The sequence below is a fragment of the Halorarum salinum genome (genome assembly GCF_013402875.1).
Classification (GTDB): domain Archaea; phylum Halobacteriota; class Halobacteria; order Halobacteriales; family Haloferacaceae; genus Halorarum; species Halorarum salinum.
Genome location: NZ_CP058580.1, coordinates 17,019 through 42,014, shown reverse-complemented (window position 1 = coordinate 42,014; position 24,996 = coordinate 17,019). Strand labels below are relative to the sequence as shown.

The window sequence follows — 24,996 nt, the reverse complement described above, 5'->3', positions numbered from 1 at the left end:
AGCGCGGCTAAAAGATTCGCGTCGGGATCGGTCGTGGCGCGTGAGGCGACGTCGGTTCGAGGGGTTCGCGTGACGGCTTCTCCTGACGTCCGGTGGTGAATCAGCCGGTTGGCGCGCGGCTGTGAGTGCGGGGGCTTTCGAGGCGTTCACCGGACCGTACGCCTTGTTCACGGAGCCGAACCGTACCGCTTCCGCTCACGACGGACCATCACCGAACGGAAAAACGACACCCGAACCGAGTCCCGACCTACTCCTGGCCGCCCTTGGCCACGTCGACGTCCGCGAACGCCACGTCCCCCCCGGTCACGTCGACGGTCATCGAGCCGACGTCCTCGATCTCGGCGTCGATGACGTCGCCGTCGTGGAGTTCGCTCACGCCCTCGGGCGTGCCCGTGGTGATGACGTCGCCGACCTCGACGGTGGCGCCGATGGAGGCGTACTGGACGACGTCCGCGCAGGTGTACACCATGTCGCCGGTGTTCTCCTGCTGGCGCGTCTCGCCGTTGAGCTGCAGCTCCATCTCGAGGTCCTGCGGGTCGTCGATCTCGTCGGCGGTGACGACGCACGGGCCGATCACCGTGAACGTGTCGTAGGACTTCCGGTTCGAGCGGTCCTGGTCGCCCCGCACCGAGATGTCGAGCAGGATCGTGTAGCCGAAGATGTGGTCCCACGCCTCCTCGGCGGGGACGTCCTTGGCCTCCTTGCCCATCACGAACGCGAGTTCGATCTCGTGGTCCGTCCGGCGGTCCGAGAACGGGAGTTCGACGCCGTGGTCCGGGCCGACGACGCTCGAGGGCGCCTTCAGGAAGTAGCCCTTGTCCTCGATGGAGAACCACTCCTCGGTGGTGATGTCCCTGTCGGAGATGGCCTCCTCGATGTGCTTCTCGTAGTTGAGCGGCGCGGCGATCACCTTGCCCGGCCGCTGGACGGGCGAGCGGAGGTCGACCTCCTCGCGGTCGAAGTCGGGGTCGGCGTCCGCGTACTCGCTCGCGTCGTAGTCCCCCTCCATGTACTCGATGAGGGGGTCCTCTGCGTCGATGCCGAGGCGGTCGGTCAGGTCGACGACGCCGTCGTCGGTCAACAGCCCCAGACGTCCCTCGTCGAAGTGGACGAATCGCATGGGAGGTCGTGGGGGGAGTGCGACCATAAAACATGCCCATCGGTCCTCGTGTTGCCGGGTCGATCGGAGGTGCGGTCGCGGTCAGGGTGCGACAGGGACGACCTCGAAAGCTCGTGTGCGGGTCGGCTCCTGAATCCGTTCGGGCGTCGCGACGAAGTTCCCGACAGCCGCGGCCCCTTTCAGTCCCGCCCGACCGCACCTCGCCCTCTCCGTCCGATTCGCCCCTCCCTCGCTGGCACTCGGTCGGTCACTCATCCCCCGCTCGCATCCGGCGCGGCTCCGTCTGCGCCGGCACGCGCCGTGGGAATCCGCCCGTCGAACCGCCAGTCAGATCGGGAACTCCCGCGGCTCGTGCTGGACGGAGATCCAGCGCTCCTCGGTGAGCTCGCGCAGGATGGCCTCGCCGTTGTAGCGGCCCATCCCGGACGCCTTCACGCCGCCGAACGGGACGTGGGGCTCGTCGTTGATCGGCTGGTCGTTGACGTGGACCATCCCCGCGTCGATGCGGCGGGCGACCGCCTTCGCCCGCCCCAGGTCCTCCGAGACGACCGAGCCGGTGAGCCCGTACTCGGTGTCGTTGGCGATCTCGAGGGCCTCCTCCTCGTCCGAGAAGGGGATGACCGGCGCGATGGGGCCGAAGTGCTCGTTACACGCGGTCGGCATGTCGTTCGTCACGTCCGCGAGCACCGTCGGCTCGACGAACAGGTCCTCGTGGCCGCCGCCGGCGACGACGCGGGCGCCGGCGTCGACGCTCTCCTCGACGAACTGGACCATCTGGTCGCGCTGTTGCTCGTTGATGATCGGCCCCACGTCCGCGCCCTCGGCGGGGTCGCCGACCTCCAGCGCCGCCGCGCGCTCGGCCAGCCCGTCGACGTACTCGTCGTACAGCGACTCGTGGACGAGGTGGCGGTTGATGGAGATGCAGATCTGCCCCTGGTGGAAGAACGAGCCGAAAACGGCCGTGTCGACCGCCAGGTCGAGGTCCGCGTCCTCCAGCACGACGTGGGGGTTGTTGCCGCCGAGTTCGAGCGCCGGCAGCGAGAGGTTCTCGCCCGCGTTCCGTGCGACGAGCTTCCCGACCTCCGAGGAGCCGGTGAACGAGACGACGTCCGCGTCGGGGTGGGAGGCGACGGCGTCGCCGGGGTCGGCCCCGCCCGGGACCACGTTGAGCACGCCCGGCGGGAGCCCCGCCTCCTCGAACACCTTCGCGAGCGCGAGGCCGCCGCCGATGGGCGTCTCGGGCGCCGGCTTCAGCACGACCGCGTTGCCGAGCGCGATGGCGGGCGCGACCGCGCGCATCGACAGGTGGAACGGGACGTTCCACGGCGTGATGACGCCGACGACGCCCTTCGGCACCCGCCGGACCTCGTTCTCCTTGCCGGGGATGACCGAGTCGGAGTGGGTCCCCTGCGAGCGCGTCGGGAAACCGGCCGCCTCGGCCATCATCCCGGGTGCGAGGACGTCGAGTTCGGTGTGGGCCTTCACGTGGGTGCTCCCGCCCTCGGCGATGAGCACCTCCGACAGTTCGTCCCCGTGCTCGTCCATCACGTGCATCGCCGCCTGGACGACCTCCGCGCGCGCCTGCGGGGGCCGGGCCGCCCACCCCTCCTGGGCGGCGAGCGCCGCCTCGAACGCCTCGTCCACGTCCTCGGGTCTCCCCTCGGGGACGGTGGCAATCTCCTCTCGCGTCGCGGGGTTCTCCACGCTCAGCCGTCGTCGATCGGACGTCTCGCGCCACTCCCCGTCGACGTACATGCGATCCCAGTTCCCGCCGATTCCGAGGCTCTCCGCGGCTTCCTGCGCCATGCGTGCACCTTCGCAAACTGGCTATTCAACCTTGGGGTGAGATAACACGAACGGCGCTCGCGACGGCGAGGACGTGGTGTGGTAACCAAAACCGCTTTGGGTGCACCCTCGAAAGCCCGGTGTATGTCCGAGAGTCACGACGAACCCGTCGTCGTCGCCGGTGCCGGGCCGACCGGGATGACCGCCGCGCTCGCGCTGGAGGCGCGGGGCGTTCCGGCCGTCGTCCTCGAGGCGGAGTCGGAGGACCGTGAACGGCCGGGAAGCCGGGCGATCTACGTGCACGGCTCGACGCTCCACACCCTCGAACGCAACCACGATGGGCTGGGGAAGCGGCTCGCCGACGCCGGCCTCGTGTGGCCCACCCGGCGGACGCTGTGGCGGGGCAAGGAGGTGTTCTCGCGCACCTACTCCACCCCCGGCGGCAGCGGCGACCTGCCCCACTTCACCAGCCTGCCGCAGGTCGACACCGAGGACTTCCTCCTCGAGACGCTCGAGGAGGTCGGCGTCGACGTCCACTGGGACTCGACGGTCGAGACGGTCGAGTCGAGCGCCGACGGCGTCCGCGTCGTGACCGAGGACGGCGAGGAGTGGGAGTCGCCGTACGTCGTCGGCGCCGACGGCGCCGGCTCGACGGTCCGCAAGGAGATCGGCTCCGAGTTCGACGGGAGCCAGTCGGAGAACTCGTTCATCATCGCAGACGTCGACGAGGACCCCGAGAACCCGCGCGACCACGAGCGCGTGTTCCACTACGACCACCCGGACCTGGACGGCCGGAACGTCCTGCTCGTCCCGTTCACGGGCGGGTGGCGCGTCGACATCCAGTGCAAGGTGACCGACGACCCCGAGCGCCTCGCCAGCGACGAGGCCGTGAGCGACATGGTCGCGACGACGCTCGGCGAGCGCTACCGCGACCGCGTCGCGTGGGTCTCCTCCTACCAGTTCAAGCAGGTCACCGCGGACACGTTCGTCGACGAGCACCGGCGGGTGCTGCTCGCGGGCGAGGCCGGCCACCTGTTCGCGCCGTTCGGCGCCCGGGGGATGAACTCCGGCATCGCCGACGCCGACGAGGCGGCCTCGGCCATCGCGGTCGCCTCGCGGGCCAGGAGCCGCGGCGTCGCCCGCGCCGAGGTCGAACTGTACGCCTCCCGGCGCGAGACGGCCGCCGAGTACAACAAGAACGCCGCCGGCGAGGCGCTCGAGTACCTCCAGGGCGACGGCGTCGTGACGAAGTTCAAGAAGCGGGCCGCCGCGGGGCTGTCCGACTACTGGGAGGACGCCGGCGAGTGGCTCGACGACGCGCCGTACGGGCCGCGGGGCGGCCCGCCGATCGCGAACGTCGGCCGGTACTGAACGGCCGGCAGGCTTCCGCCGAGGAACGCGGCCGGGACGCGACGGGGCCGGCCCGGCAGACCGTACGACCGCACCGATCAGTCCAGCGCGGCCGCCAACGCCTCGACGGGGTGGGGCGGCTCCCGCTCGCCCACGACGTCTTCCAATTGCGAGCGACAGGACTCGCCCGGCGCGACCACCGTCCCGTCCGGTGCGTCCGCGATCTGATCGCCGAGGATGCCCCCGATGGCGCGGCTGAGCGAGTCGTGCTCGGCCTCGTAGCCGAACGTCCCCGCCATCCCACAGCATCCGGAGTCGAGCGGAGCCACCTCGTAGCCGGCCCGCCGGAGCACGCCGACCGCGTGGTGATCCTTCTTCGTGGACTTCTGGTGGCAGTGGCCGTGGTACACCAGCGGGTCCGACTCCGCCGGGGCCGCCCAGTCCACTCCCTCGTCCAGCCGGAACGTATCGACGTACTCGCACGCGCCGTACGTGTTGCTCGCGAGCGGGTCGGCTTCCTCGCCGAGCAGGTCGCGGTAGTCCGACTGGAACATCACGGCGTCGGAGGGCTCGACGAGCACGACGTCCCAGCCGTCCGCGACTCGCGGTTCGAGCGCCTCGACGTTCGCCGCCGCGGCCGCCCGCGACCGGTCGAGGAACCCCTTCGAGTGGGCGGGCCGCCCGGAGTCCGTCTGCTCCGCCACGTCCACGTGGACGCCGGCGGCCTCGAGCACGCGGACCGCCGCCCTCCCGAGCGCCGGGTTCGCGTAGTTCGTGAACGTGTCCGGGAACAGCACCGCCTTCCGGGCCGCGTCGGACTCGGGGACCCGGGGCCCCCGGTCGGCCCACCAGTCGAGCAGCGTCTCGCGCTCGAACGCCGGCAGTTCGCGGTCGCGGCTGATCCCCACGGCCGCCTCCAGCGCGCGGCGGGCGCCGGGCACCTTCGTCGCCCAGTTCGAGACGGGGGCGGTCGCGCTCCCGAGCGCGGCGAACGTGTCCACGTTCGCGAACAGGCGGTCGCGGAGGCTCGACCCGTTGCGCTCGTGGTACTCGTGGGTCACCTCGGCCTTCAGCTTCGCCATGTCGACCTCGCTGGGACAGTCGCGCGAACAGCCCTTGCAGCCGATGCAGAGCTCCAACACCTCGTGCATGAACTCCACGTCGAACTGCTCGCCCTCCGGGAGGTCGCCGCTCATCGCCTGCCGCAGCATGTTCGCCCGCCCCCTGGTCGAGAGCATCTCCTCGTTGGCGGCCCGGTAGGTCGGACACATGACGCCGCCGGTCGTGTCCTGCTTGCCCCGACAGCCGCCACAGCCGTGACAGAGTTCCGCCATCCCCCGGAAGCCGTTCTCGTTGTCCCACTCGAGCGCGGGGTCGAGGCCGGCGTCGAACTCGTACTCGGGGTCGAACCGGAGGTTCTCGGTCATCCTCGCGTCGCCACAGACCTGCCCGGGGTTGAGCAGCCAGTCCGGGTCGAACGCTGCCTTCAGGTCGCGGAACGTCTCCCAGAGCGCGTCGCCGTACAGCTTCCGGTTCCACTGGGTCCGGGCGCGCCCGTCGCCGTGTTCCCCGGACACCGACCCGCCGTACTCGACGACCAGGTCGGTGACCGCGTCCGCGATGGACTCCATCGCCTCGACCTCGATGGGTTCCTTGGTGTTCACGAGCGGGCGGACGTGGAGGACCCCCGGGCCCGCGTGCGCGTAGAAGGACGCGAACGTGTCGTGCTCGGCGAGGATCTCCTGGAACCCCTGGACGTACTCGGCCAGGTGCTCGGGCGGCACGGCGCAGTCCTCGATGAACGAGGCGTGCTTCGCGTCCGAGGTCCGGCCCAGCAGGATGGGGAGCCCCGACTTGCGGAGCTTCCAGAACGCCGCCCGCTCGGCGTCGTCGTGGGCCTCGAGCGCCGCGAACGCGGGCGTGTCGTCGGTGCCCTCGGCGCCCGCGTCCCCACCCCCGTCGGGCACGTGGTCGGCGATCAGGTCGGCGACCTTCCGCTCGCCGGCCGCGTCCGTCTCGGCGTAGAACTCGACCAGCAGCGCCGCTTCGGTCCCGTCGGGGAGCATCCCCGCGACCTCCTCGAACTCGGCGGTGTCGCGCGCGAGGTCGAGCAGCACGTCGTCGATGAGTTCGACGGCGGCCGCGTCGTGTTCGAGGATGCGGGGCACGTCCTCCATCGCGTCGACGACGCTCCGGTAGGTCAGGAACGCGAGCGACTTCGTCTCCGGCACGGGTTCGAGCGACACCTCGGCCTCCGTGACGACCGCGAGCGTCCCCTCGCTGCCGGCCAGCAGGCGCGCCAGGTTCACCGATCCCTCGCGCGCCTCCTCGATCAGCACGTCGAGGTTGTACCCCGAGACGTTCCGCTTCATGTCGGGGTAGCGCGCCACCACCTCGTCGGCGTCCTCGTCGACGATCCGGGCGACCTCGGCGTGGATGCGGGCCTCGAGGTCGCCCCCGGGGTCCGCGCGGTCGCGGAGTTCCGCGAGCGTGAGTTCGCCGAACGTCGTGACCGTGCCGTCCGCGAGGACGACTTCACAGGACTCGACGTAGGCGTCGGTCTTGCCGTACTTCAGCGAGTGGGCGCCCGTCGAGTTGTTGCCGATGGCGCCGCCGATGACGCTCCGGTTGCCTGCGGCCGGGTCGGGCGCGAACTTCAGCCCGTGCGGGGCCAGTTCCGCGTTGACGTCGGCCAGCACGGCGCCGGCCTGGGTGCGCGCGCGTCGGGCGTCGGGGTCGACCTCGACGACGTCGTCCATGTGGCGGGCCAGATCGAGGACGACCGCCTCGTTGACGGCCTGGCCGGCGAGGCTGGTGCCGCCCCCCCGGGGGAGCACGGGGATCTCCCGCTCGGCACAGTACTCGACGGTCGCGCTCACGTCGGCGGTGTCCCGCGGGAAGACGACGCCGACCGGCGTCACCTCGTAGATGCTCGCGTCGGTGGCGTACAGTTGGCGGGTGTACTCGTCGAAGCGGACCTCGCCGTCGACGAGTCCCTCGATGTCGGCCACGAGCGCCGGTCGCTCGACGGTCTCGCCCGCGTAGTCGTAGTTCGCGCGTGCGTCGGTCGCCGGGTCGTCGTGCTCCTCCTCGAACGGGGAGTGTCGTTCGCTTGCCGTCACGTGTGTTTCACTCGAGTCAGTTGTGGAACCCTGACACCCGCGAGGTGGTAAAGGGTTCGACAGCGACATGGCTCGCGCCCGCGTCGATCGACCCGCAGTCCGAACCGTCGACGCCGGGCGACGTCCGCCCTGATGACATATACCTTATATATAGGTGTGGTAGTCATGTCAGGTGGACGTATCCGATCGGCGAGTGCTCGTCCCGGAACGATGAGCGATCCGAACGTCCCACGCGATTCCGGTGTTTTGCCTCGTACGACTCCGTTCTCCCCGTTCGGCGTCCGGTTTCGATCCACGTCCGGCCCGGTCACCAATCCGTCGTGATACGATCACCATGCGATACGAACGTCGACCCGTCGTTTATTGAGGTCACGACCGTACCGCCACCATGGTCGAACTCGACGCGAACGTCCTGGAGGAGATCCGCCACGGCGGCCGGACGATGCTGATCGAGGACGTCGTCTCGCTCGTGGAGCGGAGCCACGACGACGACCGCCCGGGCGTCCCGCGCGGGACGGTCGAGGCGTACGCGGAGGCGCTCGAAACCGATCCCGAGGCGAGCGTCGACCTCGACACGTTCCTCGAGGAACTGGACGACAGCCTCACGGACAGCGAGACGTGGGCGGGCGACGGCCACCTCTATCGGCTGGAGGACGATCGGATCAGCCTGTTCCCGGCGGAGTGGCACGAGCGATTCGGCGGCTCGACCGACGTCCAGGAGTACGTCGAGTTCCTGCAGGGGGACGCCGACGGGGCCGTGGACGACGTCGCCCGCGGCGGCGCCGGACCGGGGGTCCCCGAGCAGTTGCTGGTCGACGTCGTCGCCGTCGTCGGCCGGATCAGTCGCGAGGAGGCGCGAGCACGGCTCCAGGACCTGCGGAAGAGCGGGGAACTCGTCGAGGACGCCGACCAGCACCCCAACGCCGGGGTGATGTTGCGCGACGAGGACGGGGAACGGTTCCGGGACACGAGCCTCGACACCTGACGGGGCGGCCGTCCCGGGACCGACGCGTCCGTGACCGTCGGACGGCGGACCGAGGAGTCGCCCGACGGGTAGCGACCCGGTCGGCTCCGCCTCCCCCTTGATCCGCTTTACTCCCCGATCCGTTCCAGTTCGGCGTCGATCTCGCGCGTGCGCTCGGCCGCGTCGATGTGCTGGTAGTGGTCCCGCGTCGTCGACAGTTCCTCGTGGCGGAGCAGGTCCTGTGCGAGCCCCCGGTCGATCCGGTAGAGCTCCTCGCCGATGCCCCGACGGGCGCCGTGCGGCTCGAGGTAGTCGGCGCCGTCCGGGGGGTCGACGTCCGCCCCCCCCGTGAGCCTGCGGAGGACGGATCGCCCGCCGTCGGTCGTGAGCGCGGGCGGGGCGACGCGCTCGGCCCGGAGCAGTTCGCGGACGTCACCGCGTGCCGCCACCAGCGTCTCCACCGACTCGCCGCGACCTTCCAGTTCCTCGCGCGCGCGAGCCCACAGCGAGGGGGCGTGGCTCGACTCGAACACCGGCCAGTCGTCGACGGGCGGGCGCTGGACCCGGTAGAGCGTCCCGAGCGCCTCCCGCGCCGGGCCCGGCAGGGAGGCGTGCTGCCACCGCTTCCCCTCGGTCTTCGACTTGCCGAGCACCTCCATCGTGCCGGCTTCGAGGTCCACGCGGGACCACCGGAGGCCGTCCCTCCCCCGGCGGTCGTCCTTCCGGTGGCGGAGCACTTCGGCACCCCTGACGCCCGCGAACGCGAGCACGGCCACGAGCGCGTGGTCCCGCGTCTCCGCGTACGCCTCGAACGGTTCGGCCACTATGGCGTCACCGGCGCGCGCCCGGGCGTGATCGAGGAGCGATTCGCGCTGCTCTCGGGACCAGAACTGCTGGTCCGAGCGTTTTCCCTCGATGGCCGGGAGCTCCTCGCGCGCCGCCTCGGTCCGCGCGGGGTTGCGCGAGAGCGCCACGTCCCGCACCCCGTACCCGAGACAGCCCGACACGTACGCGTAGTAGGTGTTGGCCGTCGACGCGGAGATGCCGTCCTCGGCGGTCGCCCGGCGACGGAGGTGCTTCGCGTACGCGCGCATGACCTGCGGGCCGCGGCGGTCGTCGTCCAGGTCCGCGAGGGTCCGGTCGCGTGCCCCCAGCCAGTCGACGAACCGATCGAGCACCGAGGCCGCGCTCGCGGCGTAGGCCCCCGAGCCCCGCTCCTCCTTCGAGGCGAGGAAGTCGTCGACCAGCCGCCGGATGGCGGGTTCCCCCTGGTCCGGGCCGTTCGTGTCCGAGGTGGCCATGTCGTGCTCCCCCGAGGGCGGCGACCCACAAATAACCACTTGGTTGTATTCGATTACAACCGGGTGAACTGGCGCGGTGGCGCGAACGGCCGATATCGGCCTCGTTGGGACCCGACACCGCCGTTCACGGCCAATCTCCGACGGATGAATCTCATGTCGCTATATCAAATGCCCCCTCGCAGCCCCCTCCGCGCCCGAGGCGGTTCACCGCGCGAGCGAGGGTCGTGTGGGCCCGCAGTCGAGCGGTTCCCGACAGCCGCCTTCCCGTGTGACCGGTAGCAGGCGGGCGGCTAGCGGCGGGAGTCGGGCCGATCCCGTCGCGACGACCGGGTGCCGTTCCCGTCCCGAAGGCCCGCTCAGCCGAGGCAGGGGAAGTCGTCGGGGCTCGGCTCCTCCCCCTGCGGCCAGGCCTCCATGCTGGCGTCCTGGGGGTAGTGGAGGTTGCCGGCGTCGTCCCAGCCCCAGCCTGCGTCCTCGAGCACCTGCTTCGCCTGCTCGACGTCGGCGCTCTCGCCGGCGATCTGTGTGAGGACCTCCTCGTTGTACCAGGGGTGTTCCTGAGAGTTGAACGTCGCGTGGGTGACGACCTGCGACTCCCCGAACGCGTACGTCTCGTTGAGGTTCTGCCGGTCGACCATGTGCGAGAGCGCCTGTCGGAACTCGGGGAACATCCCCGGCGCGAACGACTGCTGGGGCATGATCCCGAACGGGAGGTGGGCCACGCCCGAGATGATCTGGACGTTCCCGCCCATGTTGTCCTGGAGCTGCTGGCCGGCCTCGGGGTGGATCGCCACCGCGACGTTGAGTTCCCCGTTCTGGAACGCCCGCGTCACGCCGTCCGTGCTGTCGTACAGCTGCAGCAGGATCTGGGTGTCCGGGCTGTAGACCGGGTGGCCGTCGTGCGGTTCGAGCTGCATGTTCTGCTGGTTGTTGTACGCGGTGATCCGGTAGGGCCCCGCGCCGATCATCGGGTCCTCGAAGTCGGTCGGGCTGTCCTCGATGCCGGCGTTCACGTACGGGTCCCGCGGCAGGACGCCGTAGATCGAGAGGCTCGCGGTCAACAGCGTCGGCGCCGGGTTCTCCGTGTTGAAGCTGACCGTGCTATCGTCGACGATCTCGACGGTGAGGTCCTCCGGGAGGTTGGTCCACTGGTAGTTACCCGCGTGGTACTGCTCGCTCAGGAACTCGTACGTCCACTTGACGTCCTCAGGCGTCACCGGGTCGCCGTTGTGGAAGGTCGCCTGACGGAGGTTGAACGTCGTGGACGTCCCGTCGTCGGACGTCTCCCAGTCCTCCGCGAGGACGGGGGTTAGCTCGTAGTTGGAGTCGTACATGAGCAGGGGCGAGTGGGTCAGGCTCGTGTACAGCCCCATCGAGTCGCCGTCGGCGACGGTCGGGTAGAAGCTGCTCGTCAGGTGCTCGGACGGCAGGTTCGCGACGACCGCGTCGGTGCCGCTCTGCGCGCTCACGCCGGCTTCGACGAGCGCCGCCCAGTGTGTGTCCGTCAGCCCCGCCGCGCCGGCCTCGATCGACTGGATCTGGTCGGTGTTGATGGCCGCTGTCGTCGGCCGCTCGATCGTCGGGATGAACGCGAGGTCCTCCGAGAAGACGCTCATGGCCTCGCCGACCACCTGACGCCGCTCGTCGGGGTCGCCCACCGTCGCCTGCCGCGCGGCGGGGTCGGAGAACTCACAGCTCGCGTAGTTCGCGGGGTTGTAGTTGCCGTCGGCGCCCGCGAAGTCGATGCTGTAGTTGGTCAACAGCTCGTTCGGGTCGAGTCGACCCGGCGACGGCCCGTGGCTGTTCACTGCGATGTGGAAATCACGGTTGTCGTTGGCCACCGAATCGAGCCCCTCCGCCGTCGTCATCGGCATCGTCTCGATGTCGAACCCCATCTCGCCGGTGCGGGCCTGGACGTTCGAGATCGTCTCCTCGAACAGCACCGTCGGCGGCCCCTGGTCGGACCAGTACTGGAACGTGAGCGTGGGCACGCGCTCGCCGAGGTCCGCCGCGCCGCCGGGGGTGTCGGTGTCGTCGCCCCCGTTTCCGTCGCCGTTCCCGCCGCCGCCGCCACACCCCGCGAGGGCCGCGGCGGACGCCACGCCGATCGTCTGTAACACTCGCCGCCGGTCGACCCGACGGTCGCCGCTCTCTCTGCCACTTGATGGCATACCCCACTGTTCCCACCGGTAACGAAAAGGCTTTCGGTGAAAGGAAGGGGCTGAGGCCGTCTATCCAGCGATGAGCCCGTCGGTACGCAGCCCATCGAACGCGGTTCGAGGCGGTCGGCGACGTCCCGGGGCGACGAGGTGCGGTCCGGCGTGGGCCGGTCCGACGTGGAGGCCCGTTACTCCCCCTCGTCGCCGGCGACGGAGACGCGGGGGTCGATGACGCCGTAGAGCAGGTCCACGGCGAAGTTCCCGAGGATGACCCAGACGGCCGCCACGAGGAACACGAACTGGATGACCGGGAAGTCGCGGGCCAGCACGGAGTCCACGAGCAGGCGCCCGATGCCGGGCCAGTTGAACACGATCTCGATGAGGACGAGCCCGCTGATCGAGGTCGCCAGCGAGATGGGGTACAGCGTCACGACGGGAAGCGACGCGTGCCGCATCAGCTTTCGGAGCAGCTTCCCGCGCGGGAGCCCCTTCAGGCGGTGGTAGTGGAGGAACTCCTGGTCGCTCACCTCGACGACGCTGTTGCGCATGATGAGCGCCGGGTACTGCATGAAGTACAGCGTGATGGTCGCGAACGGCAGCGCGTAGTGCATCCAGAACTCCTTCAGGAGGAACCGGTGCCAGAACGGTTCGTCCTGGATCATGATCGACGTCTGGGTCGAGAGCATCCCCGAGGTGGGGAAGATGCCCAGCGTCGAGGAGAACGCCGCGATCAGCAGGATGCCGAGGAAGAAGTCCGGGATCGAGTGGAACGCCGAGACGGTGACGATGCTGGACTTCTCGAAGAGCCCCCCGCGGTAGCGGCCGATGACGGCGCCGAGCAGGCTCCCGATCACGTACGTCGCCGTGATCGCCGGGAACACGAGGATGGCGGAGTTGATGATGCGCGGCTTCACGAGCGCCCAGACGGGGGTGCCGTGCCGGAACGACACGCCGGCGTCGGCCGTCAACAAGTTGGTTACGTAGTTGATGTACTGCTGGTGGAACGGTTCGTTCAGCCCCCACTTCGCCTCCTGGCGAGCGACCTGTTCGGCGGTCATCCCCTGCTGGACGAGCAGCGACGAGTAGTCGCCCGGCATCAGCCGGAAGAACACGAACAGCGCCGACGCCACGAGGAAGATGAGCACGGCCGTGATGACCGTGCGCCGGGCGAAGTAACGGAGTCGGCTCATTCTGACCCACCTCCGGTGGTTCCGGACACGGCCGGTGAGTGGTCGCCCGCCGGGGGTCCGCCCCCGGCGGGCGTCGTTCCGCCGTCCGCAGCCGTCCCGTCCGCCGACGCCGACGCGTCGGTCCCGTCGGTCGGGTGGTCGTAGTACAGGTGACACGCCACCGTCCGGTCCTCGTCTCCCTCCGTCGAGACGTCGTACGGCGTGTGGTCGCACACGTCCATCCGCTCGGGGCAACGGTTCTTGAACCGACAGCCCGTCGGCATGTTGATCGGGTCGCCGGGTTCGCCCCCGATGACCGCCCGCTCGCGCTCGTAGTGCGGGTCCGGGATGGGGATGGACTGGATGAGCGCTCGCGTGTAGGGATGTTTCGGCTCGGCCAGCAGGCGTCGCGTCGGCGCCTCCTCGACGACCCGGCCGAGGTACATCACGTTGATCCGGTCGCAGATGTACGACACCGTCGAGAGGTCATGGGAGATGTACACCATCGAGACGCCGAACTCGTCGGTGAGCCGGTTCAGCAGGTTCAGGATCTCCGCCTGGGTCGAGACGTCCAGCATCGACGCCGGCTCGTCGGCCAGGACGACGTCCGGCTCGGTGATGAGCCCGCGGGCGATGGCCACGCGCTGTTTCTCGCCCCCGGAGAGCTGGTTCGGGAACCGGCCGACGTACTTCCCGGCCGGAGTCAGCCCGACCGACTCCAGCATCTCCTCGATCCGAGCCAGGTCGTAGTCGATCCCGTGGATCTCGAGCGGTTCCGCGAGCGTCCGGCGGACGCTGAACTTCGGGTCCAGCGAGTTGAACGGGTCCTGGAAGACGATGCCGACCTGGCGGCGGAACTCCGTCCACTCCTCTTTCGTGAACTCCGAGGTCGGCCGGCCGTGGAACAGCAGTTCGCCGTCCGTGGGCTCGTAGAGCCCGATGAGCGTCCGGAGCAGCGTCGTCTTCCCGCAGCCCGACTCGCCGATGACGCCCTGGACCTGGTTCTCCCGTAACTGCATGTCCACGCCGTCGACGGCCTTCACGTACGACGGGTCCCCCCCGGCGAGCCGGGTTCTGACGACGTCGACCAGGCCGGTCGAGGTGTCGAAGTGCTTCTCGAGCCCGCGGAGTTCCAGGACCGGCGCGTCGTCGCTCATCGTCCCCCCTTCAGGATGCTCGTCTCCTCGGGCGGCTTCCGCAGGTGTTCGGCGGCCAGTTCCTCCATCTCGTCGGCCCTGACACACCACGCCAGGTGGTCGTCGTCGCCCTCGACCGGTCGGGGGTCGGGGGCGCCGTCGTAGCACTCCGCGGTCGACCACGGGCACCGGTCCGCGAACGTGCAGAAGTCCGGCTTCTCCCGGAGCTGTGGCGGGTGGCCGTCGATGACGGCCAGTTCGCGGTCGGGGTAGCGAACGTCGGGGAACGCCTTCTGGAGCAGGATTGCGTACGGGTGGCGCGGTCGGTCGAACAGCTCCACGACGTCGCCCGCCTCGGCGACCTGCCCGCCGTGCATCACCGCCATCGAGTCGCAGTTCTCGAAGACGACCGAGATGTCGTGGGTGATCAGCAGCATGCTGATGTCCCAGTCGTCCTTCAGCTCGTTGATGTGGTCGAGGATCTGGTCCTGCATGATGACGTCCAGCGCCGTCGTCGGCTCGTCCGCGATGATGAGGCTGGGCCGGAGGAACAGCGAGAACGCGATGATGGCCCGCTGTTGCATCCCGCCGGAGAACTGGTGGGGGTAGTCGTGGATGCGCGACTCGGACAGGCCCACCACGTCGAACAGCTCCCGGAGGCGGTCCACCGCCTCGGCCTTCGAGAGGTCGGTGTGGTACTTCGCCATCTCGGCGGCCTGCTGGCTCAGCTTCATCACCGGGTCGAGGCTGTTCATCGACGACTGGGGGATGACCGAGATCTCCTTCCAGCGGATCTCCCTGTTGAACTGCTTCTCGGAGTAGTCCTGGATCTCCGTCCCCTTGAACCGGATCGTCCCGCCGGTCACGGCGCCGTTCTCGTCGAGGCCGCCGACGACGGCGTCGGCGATGGTGCTCTTCCCGCAGCCGCTCTCGCCGACCAGCCCGAAGTAGTCGCCCTCCTCGATCGCGAACGTCGCGTCGTTGACCGCGTGGACGGCGGTGCCGCCGCGCGTCTCGTACTCGACGTCGACCCCGTCGAACTCCAGTATCGGTTCGGTCATCTCAGACCACCACCTCGTCCTCCCCGCCGGCGCCCTCGTAGCCCCGGCCGAGCAGGTACAGCGACAGCACGGTCAGCGAGATCATGATCCCCGGCGGGAACGACCACCACCACGCCTCGGCGACCCGGCCGGACTGGTGGGCGTTGCGGATCATGATCCCCCACGTCGGCGTGAACGGGTCGGTGACGCCGATGAACGAGAGGCCGGCCTGTTCGAGGATGGCCAGCCCCACGCCCATGGCGAAGAACAGCGCGGCCATGTTGGCGATGTTTGGTAGGATGTGCTTGCGGATGATCCATGGCGTGCTGGCGCCCGACGCCTTCGCCGCCATGATGTACGGCCGCTGCTTGATCTGGAGCACCTGCGACCGGATGACCCGCGCGATGAACCGCCACAGCACCAGCCCGATGATGGCGATCGTCGTGTAGAAGCCCGCCCCGAAGAACGTGATGAGCACGATGGCGAACGGGATGAACGGGATGCCGTAGATGAAGTCGACGAAGCGCATCAGCAGGCTCTCGGTCCGCCCGCCGACGTAGCCGGCCGTCACGCCGACGAACAGGCCGATCGTGAGCATGAGACTCCCCGCCAGCAGCCCCGTGATGAGCGTCATCCGCGCCCCGACGAGCAGCCGCGAGAGCACGTCCTCGCCGCGGTCGTTGGTTCCGAGCGGGTGGTCGAGCGACGGCTGGGCGTACCTGTTCAGCTGTCCGTCGTCGGTCCGCTGTTGTTCCGTGTAGTCGTACGGCGCGATCGCCGGCCCCACGAGCCCGGTGAGGAGGACGAGGAGCAGGCAGACGAACGCGACCTTCGTGATCCGCTCGCGGAGCAGGTTCCGCATGGTCCGCCTGACCACGACGCCGAAGTCGCCGTCGCCGACGTTCCGGAGTCTGTTCGCGACGCTCATCTGGTTCGGTGGCGGCCGGCACCGTTTCGTTCACGTCCGTCGGGGAAACCGTAGATACTGGCGTCTGCGATGGTCATAGAGTCGTATGTCAACAATCACCAGCCCAGCTGCTATATTAAGGGTTTCGATGAGAGGGGTGGGATCGTCCCCGCCGGAGTCCGCTATCGCGCCGGTCGAGGGGTCGACTCCCGGAGAACGTCCAGCTCGGTCTCGATGCTCCGTGGGCCCTGGGCGCCGTAGAGCCGGGAGTCGACGGCGCCGTCGCGCACGAACAGCACGACCGGCCCGGCGGTCACCTCGTACTCCTCGGCGAGGAACTCCCGGTGGTCGGGGCCGTACACGGCGAACGGCATCACCTCGCGCGGCGACTCGAAGACCGACTCGAGGTCGGCCTTCACCGTCTCGCAGGGGTCGCAGTCGTCCAGCCAGACGTAGACGACGGCGGGCGAGAAGACCCGGGTGAGGTGGGGGACGTGGGCGGCAGGCACCGGGACGAACGGGTCGGGGACCCCCTCGGTCGGCGTCTCGACGGGGCGGAACAGCCGCAACACGGGGAGCAGCGACAGCCAGTCGCGGGGCGGGCCCCCGGCGTCGGCGGACGACCGACCGGCGTCGTCCCCCTCCGGGGTCGGTTCCGTGGTCAGGAAGTCGGCGAGCGCGCACAGTTCCGCGACGGTCCGGGGATCCTCGGCGCCGAGCGCCGCGAGCGGGTCGACGACCGCCGGCCGGTCGACCCGGCCGCCGACGAGGTCGGCGAGACCCCCGCGGTCTAGCCCCGCCACCTCATCGAGGTAGCCGTCGACGGCCGACTCGAAGTCAGCCGACGTCGTCGCCACGCCGTCCGCCGCGGCCAGTACCCCGCTCGTGAACAGCGCCTCGCCGTCCGCGCCATCGTTCATGGGTCACCCTAGCACACGGTCGGATAAAGCGTTTGCACGTCGGCAACGCCCGGACGGAACGGGCGGGACGAACGGGGGTTGCCGCGGCCGAATCCGGGTTCCCCGCGCCGCCGTCAGGCCTCGACGTCGTGTTCGAGCCGTCCGACGCCCTCCACCTCGATCTCGACGCGGTCGCCGTCGCTCAGCGGCCCGACCCCGACGGTGGTGCCCATGGCGACGACGTCGCCGGGTTCCAGCGTGAGGAACCGGGAGACGTCGCTGACGGCCCGGCCGACGGGGAAGACGAGTTCGTCGTCGTCCGAGTCCTGCCGCTTCTCCCCGTTCAGCCAGAGCCGAACCCGCGGCTGCTCGGGCACCTCGTCGGGCGTCGCGAGCACCGGGCCGAGGGGCGCGGAGGTGTCGAACGCCTTCCCGCGCACCCAGTTCCGCTCCGCGTCCTGGTCGTCGCGGTTCGACACGTCGTTCACGCAGGTGTACCCGGCGACCACGTCCATGTAGTCCTCCTCGGGGACGTTCCGGCACTGCTCGCCGATGACGACGCCGAACTCGCCCTCGTAGTCGATTCGTCCCCGCCCGAGTTCGATGTCGCCCTTCTCGCGGCCGGCCAGTTCCTCGGGCGTCACCGCGGGGGTCGGGAGCTTCACCGTGTCGCCGTGGCCCGCGACCGCGTTCGGGCCCTTGAGAAAGAAGCCGGGGCGCGGCGGGAGGTCCTCGGGGATGCTCCGGCCGGCCTCCTTGATGTGCTCGACGTAGTTCGCGGCCACGCAGACGATCTTCGTCGGTTCGACCGGGGGGAGGACGTCGACCGATCCGGGGTCGTACGCCTCGCCCCCGAACTCGATCACGTCGTCGTCGGTCCACTCGCCCCGTCGTACTGATCCACCGTCGTCCCTGAATCGGACTCGTCGCATCTCGGGTACCTCGCCCGGACCGGAGGTGCGAGCCGGCATATAGCTTTGCGTCGGCGCAGTCGAGGGCCGGAACTGCGGCGAGGAACGTCCGGGAGTCGACGACTCAGGCCGGGTAGTCGTCCGCCCAGGGGCGCTCCCGCTCCACCGCCGCGCTCGCCGCCAGCACGTCCGCGTCCGCGTGCCGGCGGCCCACGACCTGCATCCCGACCGGGAGGCCGTCCGCGGAGAGCCCCGCCGGGACCGCCCCGACCGGATGGCCGGAGAAGTTGAACGGCTGGGTGAGCAGCCAGCCCCGGAGCGGTTCGACCGCGACGCCGTCCACCTCGGTCGGGTGCTCGCCGTGCGGGAACGGCTCGACGCCGAGCGTCGGGGTCACGAGCAGGTCGTACTCCCGGAGGAGGTCGACGACGCCCTCGTACACCGTCGTCCGGGTCACGTCCGCGCGCTTGTACTCGCGGGTCGTCACCGGGTCGCTCTCGAGGATGGTCTCGACGGTGACCGGCCGGAGTTTCTCCCGGTCCGCCCCCCGCGGGTCCAGCCCCTGCTCCTCCAGGTGGTCGAACAGCGACTCCCAGCGCACCTTGGCGAACGCGTAGAAGGCGTCGAGGACGTCCCCCCGCTCGCAGTCGACGTCCGGATCCGCACGCTCGACGGTCGCGCCCGCGTCCGCCAGCGCCCCGACCGCCTCGTCCACGACCTCCCGGACGGCCGGTTCCACCGGGTAGATGCCCAGGTCGGGGCTGTAGGCCACACGCATTCCGTCCACCGGTCGCTCCGTGGCAGCGACGTAGTCGGCGTCGTCGGACGGGAGGCTGAACGGGTCCCCGGGGTCCGGGCCGGCCATCACGTCGAGCATCAGCGCCGCGTCCGCGACCGTCCTGGCCATCGGACCGGTGTGCGAGAAGGGCGTGTGGTCGGCGAAGGCGTTCGGCCGGTTCATGCGGGGGACGCGCCCGAACGAGGGCTTGAGGCCGAACACGCCACAGCAGGACGCGGGCGTTCGGATCGAGCCGCCGGTGTCCGACCCCTGCGCGAGCGGGACGAGTCGGTCGGCCAGCGCCGCGGCCGCGCCGCCCGAGGAGCCGCCGGCGATCCGCGAGGGGTCGAACGGGGTGCCGGTCGGCCCGACGACGAGGTTGTCCGTCGTACAGCCGAGGCCGAACTCGGGCGTGTTCGTCTTGCCGACGACGATGGCGCCGGCCGCCTCCAGCCGTCGCACGAACTCGTCGTCCTCGTCGGCGACGTCGTCCTCGAACAGCCGGGAGCCGAACGTCGTTCGCACGCCGGCGACGTCGTCGAGGTCCTTCACCGCGACCGGGACGCCGTGGAGCGGGCCGAGCGACCGTCCCTCCTCGACGGCGCGCCCGGCCTCGCGGGCGGCCGCACGGGCCCGGTCGGCGGTGACGGTCACGAACGCGTTCGTCCGGTCGTTGCGGGCCTCGATGCGGTCGAGCAGCGCGTCGACGACCACGACCGGCGAGCGGTCGCCGTCGCGGATCTCGCGGACGAGTCTGGCGGCGGAGAGTACGTGTACGTCCGTCACGACCGTAGGGGCGGGCGACCGGGTCAAAAAGGTTCCTGCGCCCGACCCGGGGCGTCGCCCGGGCGTTCGGTGGTTGCGAGTGACAGGTGGAACTATATGGGCTGGGCGCCCCCACACACGCCAGATGGTCCATCCCGTACGGGGTAGCGTCGAGGTAACCGAGCGACAGCGGGCGTTCCGCCGGGACGTCCGGGAGCTCTGTTCGGGGTTCGACGACGCCTACTGGCGCGAGCGCGCCGCCGCCGGCGAGTACCCCCACGAGTTCGTCGACGCGCTCGCCGACGCAGGGCTGCTCGGCCTGCTCGTCCCGGAGGAGTACGGCGGCGCAGGCCGCTCGACGGTGGAGGCGGTGATCATGATGGAGGAGATCGCGGCGAACGGCGGCGGCTTCGGCGCCGCGCAGGCGGTCCACGGCGGCCTGTACAACTCCGTCCCGCTCGTGAAGTACGCCGACCCGGAGACGAAGGCCGAGTTGCTCCCGAAGGTCGCCGCCGGCGAGGTCTCGATCCAGGCGCTGGGGCTGACCGAACCGGCCGCCGGCTCGGAGTCGACGGCGATCCGGACGACCGCCACCCGGGAGGGCGACGAGTACGTCGTCGACGGCCGGAAGCTGTGGACCTCCCGCGTCGACGTCTCCGACTACCTCCTCCTCGTCGCCCGGACCACCCCCAGGGAGGACGTCGAGAAGCCGACCCGCGGGCTGTCGCTGCTGCTCGTCGACCTCGAGGACGCCGAGGGGCAGGGCGCGCTGACGATGGAGCCGATCGCGAAGACCGCGGGGGAGTTCGTCACCTCCTTCGAACTGGCGTTCGACGGCCTCCGGATCCCCGTCGACGACCTCGTCGGCACCGCGGACGAGGGGTTCTACCACGTGCTCGACGGGCTCAACGAGGAGCGACTCGTCGTCGCCGCCGAGTGCGTCGGCCTGGGCGAACTCGCCGTCGAGCGGGGAGCCGCGTACGCCCGCGAGCGCGAGGTGTTCGGCCGGCCCATCGGGACCAACCAGGCGGTCCAGCACCCGCTGGCCGCGGCCCACGCCCGCGTGCAGGCGGCCAGGGAGTTCACGTACGCGTCCGCACGGATGGCGGACGAACTCCCCCGGCGGGAACTGGGCGCCCGCGCGAACACCGCGAAGTACCTCGCCGCGGAGGCCTGCTTCGACGCCGCCGACGCCGCCGTCCAGGCCCACGGCGGCCGCGGCGTCGCCCGGGAGTTCGACGTCGAGCGGTACCTCCGGGAGGCGCGGCTGACGCGGCTCGTCCCCGTCACCCAGCAGCTCGCGCTCAACTACGTCGCCGAGACGGTGCTCGACCTGCCCCGGTCGTACTGACCGCGGCGGCGTCGCCACCCGGTCGGACGGCGGGACCGGCCGCTTCGATCGCTCGGCGCCGGGCCTACCCCGGGGCGCGTTCGGTCCTCGTGAACGACGAGTATAAGTATTGTTGATTGGTATCATCCACCATGAAATCGCGAGAGGGGGGAGTCGGCGGGGTAGGGGCGACGGACACGACGTTCGACGTCGTCGAACGCATCGGGGAGGACGGCGAGGCGCGGGTCACCGAACTGGCCGGCGAACTCGGGCTGGCGAAGAGCACCGTCCACAACCACCTGCAGACGCTCCGTCGGCGTGGCTACGTCGTACAGGACGGCGACGAGTACCGGCTCAGCCTCCGGTTCCTGCACCTCGGACAGCGGGTCAGAACGCGGCTCCCGGCCTACCAACTGGCACACGACAAGGTGACGAAGCTCGCGGAGCAGACGGGCGAACGCTCCCAGTTCATCGTCGAGGAACACGGGCGCGGCGTCTACATGTTCCGCGAGTTCGGGAGCGACGCCGTCCAGACCGACTCCGAGATCGGCAAGCGGATCCCGCTGCACGCGACCTCCGCAGGCAAGGCCATCCTCTCGGCGCTCCCCGAGTCGCGCGTCGACTCGATCGTCGAGCGGCACGGACTGGAGCGGTACACCGACCGGACGATCACCGACGAGGCCGAACTCCGTGAGGAACTGGCGCTGATCCGCGACCGGGGGTACGCGGACAACCGGGGCGAGAGCACCAACAGCCTCTGGGCGGTCGGCGCCCCCGTCAGGGCCCCGGACGGGAGCGTCCTCGGGGCGCTGAGCGTCTCGGCCCCCGGCCAGCGCATGAAGGGCGAGCGCGTCCGGTCCGAGCTCCCGGACCTGCTCCTCGCCGTGGCCAACGAACTGGAACTGAACGTCCGGTACGCCTGACCCCGTTCCGCCATCGCGAACGGCAAACAGCGTGACAGACCTACGTGTGTAATCCGACGCGTGACCGCGGAACGGGTTCGCCACCGTTTCGTCGGATCCCCGGTTCGACGCGGGGAGGACGAAGCGGGAGCGCGGGGCGGAAACGGGCGATCGGCGCCGGTCAGGCCGCCCGACCCGTTCAGCGATGCCGAACGTCCGGGCGGCGGCGTCTCCGAACGAGTTCGGCCGTAACGCCCCTCGGTCGCGGGGGAACCGTTATGCCGGTGGCATCGGAGATGTACATCGACCCATGACGACCCAGGGCACCCCTGCACCGGGGCTCGGAACGTACCGGAACACGGACCACGACGAGTGCGTCGGGAGCGTACGGACCGCCCTGGAGGTGGGCTACCGCCACGTCGACACCGCGGAAGCGTACGGCAACGAGGCGGCCGTGGGCGAGGGAATCGCGGCGGCGGACGTCGACGTGGACGACGTGTTCCTGGCGACGAAGGTGCTCCACCCCCGGTTCACCGACGACTACTCGGCGGCGGGCATCGAGGCGAACGTCCGCTCGTGTCTCGAGCGACTCGACGTCGACTCGGTCGACCTGCTGTACGGCGTCCACTGGCCCGCGGGCGACTACGACCCCGGGACGACGTTCGAGGTCTGCGCGAGGCTCCACGACGAGGGGCTGTTCGACCGCCTCGGCGTCTGTAACGTGACCGTCGACGGGATCGAGGAGGCGCGCGAGGCCTCGGGCGTCCCGATCACGGCGCTCCAGGTGGAGATGCACCCGCTGCTCCCACAGCGGGAGCTCCGGGAGCACTGCGAGGACGCCGGCATCGACCTCGTCGCGTACGCGCCGCTCGGCAACGGCCGGGTGCTGGAGGTGTCCGAGGTCCGGGAGATCGCCGACGAGCGGGGAGTCAGCCCCGCCCGCGTGAGCGTGGCGTGGTGCCTGGCGAAGGGCGTCGTCCCCATCCCGAAGGCGACCGGACGGGACCACATCGAGGACAACTGGCGCGCCCGGGAACTGGACCTCACGGACGCCGAAGTCGAGCGGATCGACGCCATCGACGGGACGGAACGCCAGTACTCGCCGGACTACGCCCCCGACTGGTGAGGCGGATCGGCCCGCGAGCGCCGGGGACCGCCCCTCCTCGCCCGGGCGCCCGGCGTCGCCGCCGCGACGGGAACCTTTATGCCGGAACGACGCCCCGGTTCAGGGGATCATGCGGCTGGTACACTTTAGCACGGACGGCGACGACCGACGCGTCGGCGTCGAGTCGGACGGGACGGTCCGGGACGTCACCGACTCGGTCGGCCGGTTCGACGACGCGCTGGCGGCGGTCACGGGCGGCGACGGCGTCGGCGACGGGGGAGAAGGGCACGACGCCGACGAGGTGACGCGGCTCCCCCCGACGACGCGCCGGAACACGACGTTCGCCGTCGCGCTGAACTACCGCTCCCACATCGAGGAGGTCGACCGGACGCGGGAGGAGTTCGAGCGGCCGCTCGTCTTCACCAAGTCCCGGCGCGCCCTCGTCGGCCACGGCGTCCCCATCGAGTACGACACCCGGGTGACGACCGACCTCGACTACGAAGGCGAACTCGCCGCGGTCGTCGGCAGGCCGGGGAGGCACGTCGCGAGGGAGGACGCGCTCGACCACGTGGCGGGCTACACGGTGCTGAACGACGTCACGGCCCGGGACCTCCAGAACGTGCGGGCGAAGGACGCCGAGTGGCTCGACTGGTTCTCCTCGAAGGCGCTGCAGAGTTCGACCCCGGTCGGCCCCGCCGTCGTCACCGCCGACGAGGTGGGCGACCCGAACGACCTCCACATCGAGACGCGCCACGACGGCGACGTCGTCCAGGACGAGGGCACCCACCTGATGATCTACGACGTGGCCGACCTGGTGTCGTACGTCTCCACCCGCGTGGAACTCCAGCCCGGCGACGTGATCGCCACCGGGACGCCGAAGGGCGTCGGGCACTTCCAGGACGTGTCGCTCTCCGACGGCGACGAGGTGTCGGTCACCGTGGAGGGGGTCGGGACCCTCACGAACGTGGTCGAGCGGGTGGAGTAGCCGTCCGACGGGAGCGTCGACGGACGCCGGCCGATCCGCCCGCCGCGGACGGCCGACGGGGTCACCCGCCGGCTACTGGTTCGGGACGAAGTCGTGCGTCCCGTCCCCGGTGAACTCGCCGGCGACGTAGTCGTTCCGCAGCGTCCCCACGCCCTCGACCTCCACCTCGACCTCGTCGCCGCCGCTGATGGGGCCGACGCCCTCGGGCGTCCCGGTGGCGATCACGTCGCCCGCCTCCAGCGTCATCAGTTCGGTGATCTCCGCGATCAGTTCCGGGATCTCGAAGATGAGATCGTCGATGGAGGAGGACTGTCGCACCTCGCCGTTCTGCCGGGTCTCGATGCTCGCGCCGTCCGGGAGGTGCTCCGGGGTGGCGAGGACGGGGCCGACGGGCGCGGAGTTGTCGAACGACTTGCCCCGTACCCAGTTCTGCTCGACGCGCTGGTCGTCGCGGTTCGAGAGGTCGTTGACGCAGGTGTAGCCCGCGATGACCTCCTCGGCGTCATCCTCGGCGACGTTGCGACACTGCTCGCCGATGACGACGCCGAGCTCGCCCTCGAAGTCGATGCGCTCCCTCGATTCGGGGAGCGTGACGGTGTCGCCGTGGCCCGCGAGGGTGTTCGGCGTCTTGAGGAACAGCAGCGGGCGCTCGGGCACGTCCGAGTCGGTCTCGGCGGCGTGGTTCGCGTAGTTCAGGCCGATACAGACGATCTTCGAGGGGTCCGTCGGCGGGAGCAGCGAGACGTCCGCGAGGTCGAACCGCTGGCCGCCGAACTCCACGGCGCCGTCGGCCCACTCGCCCACGCGTACGCTCCCCGCCGGGTCCCGGAATCGTACCTTTCGCATTCCGAGTCACCGGTTGGCACGTGGCACCATAAGCGTGTCTGGAGCACGACCCGCCGGGCCCGTCGCCGGTCGGGAAACCATCGGACGAGGGGGACATATCGGCCACGAAGCATAAGAAATGCACTCAGTGTTCGGAAGTGGTCGTTCCGAATATCCTGTGCCTGGGTAAATATATCCGAGCGAGTTAGATCCGGCTCTGAATTTCCGCTAGTATGGTCGTACGAACGAGTTTAGCCGGCTTCATCGAACGTACGATCGGAAAGTTAGTCGTCATCTCGGAAGCTCCGTCCTCGCGTTCCCTCGGGCACGTGGCGGGGGAGAAAGCGACCATCTCGGGTCGACGGTCGTGTTCGATAACATATGGTACCGGGATGTTATAACTTTCCCGTTGCTAGTCGCCCCGGCGGAGCGTCGCCGCCGGC

Annotated in this window: 19 protein-coding genes; 6 read left to right on the top strand and 13 right to left on the bottom strand. The window is 70.0% G+C overall.

What is annotated here, in order from left to right; genetic code table 11:
- Positions 1-247 precede the first annotated feature (247 nt).
- A complete protein-coding gene (locus HUG12_RS20440) occupies positions 248-1,120 on the bottom strand; it encodes a fumarylacetoacetate hydrolase family protein (RefSeq protein ID WP_179270745.1) in 873 nt (290 codons plus the stop codon).
- Positions 1,121-1,447: 327 nt separating this feature from the next.
- Complete coding sequence (locus HUG12_RS20435) at positions 1,448-2,926, bottom strand: aldehyde dehydrogenase family protein (RefSeq protein ID WP_179270744.1); 1,479 nt, start codon at positions 2,924-2,926, stop codon at positions 1,448-1,450.
- A gap of 123 nt (positions 2,927-3,049) precedes the next feature.
- Here HUG12_RS20435 and HUG12_RS20430 point away from each other — a divergent pair, with 123 nt between their 5' ends.
- A complete protein-coding gene (locus HUG12_RS20430) occupies positions 3,050-4,276 on the top strand; it encodes an FAD-dependent monooxygenase (RefSeq protein ID WP_179270743.1) in 1,227 nt (408 codons plus the stop codon).
- Positions 4,277-4,353: 77 nt separating this feature from the next.
- Here HUG12_RS20430 and HUG12_RS20425 read toward each other — a convergent pair whose 3' ends face one another.
- Positions 4,354-7,446, bottom strand: coding sequence for an FAD-binding and (Fe-S)-binding domain-containing protein (locus tag HUG12_RS20425; protein ID WP_179270742.1), 3,093 nt, complete (start codon positions 7,444-7,446; stop codon positions 4,354-4,356).
- Positions 7,447-7,765: 319 nt separating this feature from the next.
- Between HUG12_RS20425 and HUG12_RS20420 the strand changes: the two genes are divergently transcribed.
- A complete protein-coding gene (locus tag HUG12_RS20420; RefSeq protein WP_179270741.1) occupies positions 7,766-8,362 on the top strand; it encodes a hypothetical protein in 597 nt (198 codons plus the stop codon).
- Positions 8,363-8,469: 107 nt separating this feature from the next.
- Here HUG12_RS20420 and HUG12_RS20415 read toward each other — a convergent pair whose 3' ends face one another.
- The 9 genes from HUG12_RS20415 to HUG12_RS20375 all read right to left on the bottom strand — a co-directional run bounded on the left by HUG12_RS20415 (position 8,470) and on the right by HUG12_RS20375 (position 19,427).
- Positions 8,470-9,642 carry a tyrosine-type recombinase/integrase gene (locus HUG12_RS20415; RefSeq protein ID WP_179270740.1) on the bottom strand — a complete coding sequence of 391 codons (1,173 nt, stop codon included), beginning with the start codon at positions 9,640-9,642 and terminating at the stop codon, positions 8,470-8,472.
- A gap of 356 nt (positions 9,643-9,998) precedes the next feature.
- Positions 9,999-11,813, bottom strand: coding sequence for an ABC transporter substrate-binding protein (locus HUG12_RS20410; protein WP_179270739.1), 1,815 nt, complete (start codon positions 11,811-11,813; stop codon positions 9,999-10,001).
- Between the two features lie 176 nt (positions 11,814-11,989).
- Positions 11,990-12,991, bottom strand: coding sequence for an ABC transporter permease (locus HUG12_RS20405; RefSeq protein ID WP_179270738.1), 1,002 nt, complete (start codon positions 12,989-12,991; stop codon positions 11,990-11,992).
- Positions 12,988-14,127 (bottom strand): ABC transporter ATP-binding protein, encoded by a 1,140-nt coding sequence (locus HUG12_RS20400; RefSeq protein ID WP_179270737.1) that lies wholly within the window; start codon positions 14,125-14,127, stop codon positions 12,988-12,990. The genes HUG12_RS20405 and HUG12_RS20400 overlap by 4 nt, the downstream gene beginning before the upstream one ends.
- Entirely contained in the window at positions 14,124-15,167 is a 1,044-nt protein-coding gene (locus tag HUG12_RS20395; protein ID WP_179270736.1) for an ABC transporter ATP-binding protein, read from the bottom strand. The genes HUG12_RS20400 and HUG12_RS20395 overlap by 4 nt, the downstream gene beginning before the upstream one ends.
- A gap of 1 nt (position 15,168) precedes the next feature.
- Complete coding sequence (locus tag HUG12_RS20390; RefSeq protein WP_179270735.1) at positions 15,169-16,074, bottom strand: ABC transporter permease; 906 nt, start codon at positions 16,072-16,074, stop codon at positions 15,169-15,171.
- Positions 16,075-16,235: 161 nt separating this feature from the next.
- Positions 16,236-16,973 carry a thioredoxin family protein gene (locus HUG12_RS20385; protein ID WP_179270734.1) on the bottom strand — a complete coding sequence of 246 codons (738 nt, stop codon included), beginning with the start codon at positions 16,971-16,973 and terminating at the stop codon, positions 16,236-16,238.
- A 113-nt stretch (positions 16,974-17,086) separates the two neighbouring features.
- A complete protein-coding gene (locus HUG12_RS20380) occupies positions 17,087-17,884 on the bottom strand; it encodes a fumarylacetoacetate hydrolase family protein (RefSeq protein WP_179270733.1) in 798 nt (265 codons plus the stop codon).
- Between the two features lie 103 nt (positions 17,885-17,987).
- Complete coding sequence (locus HUG12_RS20375) at positions 17,988-19,427, bottom strand: amidase (protein ID WP_179270732.1); 1,440 nt, start codon at positions 19,425-19,427, stop codon at positions 17,988-17,990.
- A 124-nt stretch (positions 19,428-19,551) separates the two neighbouring features.
- On the opposite strand from HUG12_RS20375, the gene HUG12_RS20370 reads away from it, so the two are divergent.
- The 4 genes from HUG12_RS20370 (at position 19,552) to HUG12_RS20355 (ending at position 23,728) form a co-directional block, all read left to right on the top strand.
- A complete protein-coding gene (locus HUG12_RS20370; RefSeq protein ID WP_179270731.1) occupies positions 19,552-20,757 on the top strand; it encodes an acyl-CoA dehydrogenase family protein in 1,206 nt (401 codons plus the stop codon).
- A gap of 131 nt (positions 20,758-20,888) precedes the next feature.
- Positions 20,889-21,659 (top strand): IclR family transcriptional regulator, encoded by a 771-nt coding sequence (locus HUG12_RS20365; protein WP_179270730.1) that lies wholly within the window; start codon positions 20,889-20,891, stop codon positions 21,657-21,659.
- 289 nt (positions 21,660-21,948) lie between these two features.
- Positions 21,949-22,764: an aldo/keto reductase gene (locus HUG12_RS20360; RefSeq protein ID WP_179270729.1), complete on the top strand. Its 816-nt coding sequence runs from the start codon at positions 21,949-21,951 to the stop codon at positions 22,762-22,764.
- Positions 22,765-22,873: 109 nt separating this feature from the next.
- Positions 22,874-23,728 carry a fumarylacetoacetate hydrolase family protein gene (locus HUG12_RS20355; RefSeq protein WP_179270728.1) on the top strand — a complete coding sequence of 285 codons (855 nt, stop codon included), beginning with the start codon at positions 22,874-22,876 and terminating at the stop codon, positions 23,726-23,728.
- 72 nt (positions 23,729-23,800) lie between these two features.
- On the opposite strand, the gene HUG12_RS20350 is transcribed toward HUG12_RS20355, so the two are convergent.
- Positions 23,801-24,574, bottom strand: coding sequence for a fumarylacetoacetate hydrolase family protein (locus HUG12_RS20350; RefSeq protein ID WP_179270727.1), 774 nt, complete (start codon positions 24,572-24,574; stop codon positions 23,801-23,803).
- Between the last annotated feature and the right edge of the window lie 422 nt (positions 24,575-24,996).